Genomic DNA, 4,436 nt, shown 5'->3' on the forward strand with positions numbered 1-4,436 from the left:
GAATCCCCAGCGGGTATACTGAGCCGATATGCCACACACCGACCCTCGGTTCCCAGGCCGTTGGGTGGCCAGACATTCCGGCATGATGCAATACCACTACTACGAGGGGGATAATGAGTCAAAAAAGCAAAATTCTCATAGCGGACGACCACCCCACCAATGTAGAGCTTTTGGAAGCCTATCTTTCGCAGTGCGACTGTGACATTTACGTCGCCAGTGATGGATTGCAGACGCTGGAGCTTGCCCGCAAAATCCACCCCGACGTGATCCTCCTGGACATCATGATGCCGAAAATGAGTGGCTTCGAGGTTTGCCAGCGGCTGAAAAGCGACCCCGCCACCAAGGACATCATGATTCTGATGGTGACAGCCCTGAATGAGTTGGGTGACATCGAGCGGGCTGTCGCGGCAGGATGCGACGATTTTCTCAGTAAACCCATCCATAAGCCAGAATTGCTCAAACGTGTTGAAAACATGCTCAAGCTCCGTCATGTGACGGATGAGTTGGAGCGGCTTCGGGCGTACATCGACGCGATGGAACAACGACGGCAGACCGGCCCTGCGACCCCATAGGGTGGGAAGTCTGTCTCGGGTCAGCAGCGACTCTCCGGTTCACGGCACAATAACGATCGAGAAAAATACCCAATACGATGACCGTTCGCACGAGATTTGCCCCCAGTCCGACGGGTTACCTCCATATTGGCGGTGTTCGTACAGCCCTTTTCTGCTGGCTGTTCGCCCGCCGCCATGGAGGGCAGTTCATCCTTCGTATTGACGATACGGATCAGCAGCGGAACGTCGAGGAAGCACTCCAACCGATTCTGGACGGCCTGCGGTGGTTGGGAATCGATTGGGATGAAGGGCCAGAAGTGGGTGGGCCGCACGCTCCCTACTTCCAGTCGCAAAGGTTGCCCATCTATCAGGAGGCTGTACGCCGTCTTTTGGAAAGCGGTCACGCCTACTGGGACTTTGCGACGCCGGAGGAAATTCAGGCGGAGCGGGAAGCCGCCCAGGCCGAAAAACGCCCCTTCGTTTACAGCCGCCGGTTTATGGCAGAAACGGAAGAGGACGCCGCCCGGTTTCGGGCCCAGGGTCGTCAGGGTGTCGTCCGCTTGAAAATGCCCCGCGAAGGCAAGCTCGTCATCAATGATCTCATTCGCGGTCCGGTGGAATTTGAATGGTCGCAGGAACAGGACCACGTTATCCAGCGATCCGACGGGACGGTGCTCTATCACCTGGCGAGTGCTGTGGATGACCATGAGTTTGGGATCACGCACGTGATTCGGGCGGAAGAGCACCTCTCGAACACCCCGCGACAGGTCTTCATCCTCCAGTCGCTGGGATATGAACCGCCCCAATTTGCCCATCTTCCGGTCGTGGCCGAACCCGGTAGCAAAGTCAAACTCAGCAAACGGAAGCTCGACAAGTATCTGAAAAACCGGGACTTCGCTGAGCTGATGCAACTCGGGCAAAAAATCGCCGAGAAAATCGGGCACGTGGTCTCCAGCGAACTTTTCAATCCGGTCATTGTCGATTTTTATAAGGTTGTCGGTTTTCTGCCGGATGCAATCGTGAATTATCTCGCCCTGCTGGGGTGGTCGCTCGATGACAAGACCGAACATTTCACTCGGGAGGAACTCGTGCGGGTGTTTTCCCTGGATCGGGTGAACAAAGCACCCGCCAGCTTCGATCCCAAGAAATTGCTGGCCTTCCAGCAGCGGCATATGCGCGAGGTGCCGATTCCGCAAAAAGTGGAGATGGTCATCCCGTACCTTCAGCGGGCGGGGTGGATCCCCGCTGAAGTGGGCGGCGGCTTGCGAGAAAAAATCGCCAGGGTTGTGGAGGCGGCAGGTGATCGGCTGCGCGTCGCCGGGGAGATTCTCAACTATCCTGAGTTTTTTGTCGCCGATGAAGACCTGCCTTACGATGAAAAGGATGTGGCCAAGCGGCTTCAACAGCCGGGGGCGGCCGAAATTCTCCAGCGTCTGGAAGGCGTGTTGCGGGAGGCCGAGCCCTTCACCGCAGAGCATCTGGAAACGCTCATCCACCAGTGGGCGGAAAAGGAGCACCTCGGACTGGGCCAGGTCGTGCATCCGTTGCGAGTGGCGGTCACCGGGCGGAGTGTCGGCTTCGGTTTGTTCGAAACACTGGCCATCCTCGGACGTGACACCGTATGCCGACGGCTGCAACTGGCCCGCCAGAAGTTCGCTGCTTCGGCCACCAGGCCATCTCCTGAAAGTGCCTAACGCAATCACGGGGAAACACCAGCCGGTAGAATTGCCACGCAAAGGTAAGGATTCGCGTCATGACTGACGTGGAAAACAATACTCCGGAAAAAAACGTCCAACCCGAAGAACACCGCATGGGGACGCCCTCCGGTTGTGACTCGTGCCAGGGGACGGACTTTATTCGGGAAGCGATCATCGAGGATCTCAAGAGTGGACGCTTCGACCACGTCCATACCCGATTCCCCCCGGAACCGAACGGATATCTTCACATCGGGCACGCCAAATCAATCTGTCTCAACTTTGGTATCGCCCAGGAGTTCGGGGGAAAGTGCAACCTCCGCTTTGACGATACCAATCCCACCAAAGAAGACACGGAATACGTGGAGGCCATCAAGGAAGATATCCGCTGGCTGGGGTTCGATTGGGAAGACCGTTGCTATTATGCCTCGGACTACTTCGAACAGCTCTATCAGTGGGCGGAAGAGCTCATCAAGAAAGGCAAGGCCTACGTCTGCGATCTTTCGCCGGACGAAATCCGCGAATATCGTGGCACCCTGACCGAGCCGGGACGGGAAAGCCCCTATCGCAACCGCTCTGTGGAGGAAAATCTTGATCTTTTCCGCAGAATGCGGGCAGGGGAGTTTCCCGAGGGATCGCGGACGCTGCGTGCCAAGATCGACATGGCCCATCCCAACGTCCTCATGCGTGACCCCGTCATGTACCGGATCATCCACGCGCCGCATCACCGAACGGGCAACAAGTGGTGCATCTATCCCACGTACGACTGGGCCCATGGCCAGTCGGACTCGATCGAGGGGATCACGCATTCGATCTGCACGCTGGAATTCGAAGTGCATCGGCCGCTGTATGAATGGTTCATCAAAGAGCTGGGAATCTATGCCCCGCGACAGATCGAATTTGCCCGACTTAATCTGACCTACACGGTCATGAGTAAACGTCGGCTGCTGCAGCTCGTCCAGGAAGGCTATGTGCGAGGCTGGGATGACCCGCGGATGCCAACAATCCGTGGACTCCGCCGACGCGGCTACACACCCGAAGCCATCCGCGATTTCTGCCAGCGGATCGGCGTTTCCAAGTACGACGGCGTCGTGGATATCGCGCTTCTGGAACACTGTATTCGGGAAGACCTGAACAAACGGGCTCCCCGCGTGATGGCGGTCCTACGGCCGATCAAACTCGTCATCGATAACTATCCCGACGGCCAGACAGAGTATCTGGAAGCCGTGAACAATCCCGAAGACCCTTCGATGGGTACGCGTCAGGTGCCGTTTTCAAAGGTCCTCTACATTGAGGAGGATGATTTCCGGGAAGTGCCGCCGCCGAAGTACTATCGCCTTTCACCGGGCCGGGAGGTGCGGCTGCGGTGGGGCTACTTCGTCAAATGCACGGGCGTGGTCAAGGATCCACAGACCGGCCGGGTCGTGGAAGTCCACTGCACCTACGACCCCGCCACCAAGGGCGGCAATGCTCCCGATGGTCGAAAGGTGAAGGCCACCATCCACTGGGTGTCGGCAGCCCATTGTATCGAAGCCGAAGTCCGGCTTTACGATCATCTCTTCACCAAACCAGACCCCGATGATGTGCCGGAAGGAATGGATTGGCGGGCCAATCTCAACCCGAACTCTCTGGAGATCATTCCGGACGCCAAGATCGAGCCAAGTGTCCAGGGGGCGCCGGCGGGCACGCGCTACCAGTTTGAACGTCTGGGATACTTCTGCGTGGATCCCGATTCCACCCCGGAAAAACTCGTCTTCAACCGCACGGTGACACTCAAAGACGAATGGGCGAAAATTCAAAAGAAGCTGGAAAATCAGCAAACGGCCGGGGCAACGTGAGGCCGCTTCACGCGCAATTGCGCGCCGCGCAAGCAGTGCCAAACCGGCACGAAAGGCGTGGCCCACGGCCTTTCCGCGGGACCTGCTTGGGAGGTCCCCAATTTGACGCTGGATGCGCTACTGGATCGATGCGCTCCGTCTGCTCGGGTCAATTTCTTTTTGACAGAGGGGGGCCGTTCGTGAGCTGCGCCCGCAAGCTGTTGAGCGTTTTGCCTTTCACGAATCCACTCAAAGAGGGGGAACGGGGCGGGCTCAGGTGATGGCGACAAATGGCGGAGAGAGGTTTATGATTAAAGAAAGAACGAACTTACCGGGAGGTTTGGCGTAACGAAAGACAAGATCCACCACAGCCG

Annotated in this window: 3 protein-coding genes; all 3 read left to right on the plus strand. The window is 57.6% G+C overall.

The window, feature by feature from the left end:
- Window positions 1–113 precede the first annotated feature (113 nt).
- The 3 genes from H5U08_RS10995 (at window position 114) to H5U08_RS11005 (ending at window position 4,083) form a co-directional block, all read left to right on the plus strand.
- Window positions 114–572: a response regulator gene (locus tag H5U08_RS10995; protein WP_297032950.1), complete on the plus strand. Its 459-nt coding sequence runs from the start codon at window positions 114–116 to the stop codon at window positions 570–572.
- A 77-nt stretch (window positions 573–649) separates the two neighbouring features.
- Window positions 650–2,245, plus strand: coding sequence for a glutamate--tRNA ligase (gltX, locus tag H5U08_RS11000; RefSeq protein ID WP_297032952.1), 1,596 nt, complete (start codon window positions 650–652; stop codon window positions 2,243–2,245).
- A 116-nt stretch (window positions 2,246–2,361) separates the two neighbouring features.
- Window positions 2,362–4,083, plus strand: coding sequence for a glutamine--tRNA ligase/YqeY domain fusion protein (locus tag H5U08_RS11005; RefSeq protein ID WP_366494427.1), 1,722 nt, complete (start codon window positions 2,362–2,364; stop codon window positions 4,081–4,083).
- Window positions 4,084–4,436: the final 353 nt, after the last annotated feature.

The organism is Thermogutta sp. (assembly GCF_014359955.1).
In the GTDB taxonomy this organism is placed as follows: domain Bacteria; phylum Planctomycetota; class Planctomycetia; order Pirellulales; family Thermoguttaceae; genus Thermogutta.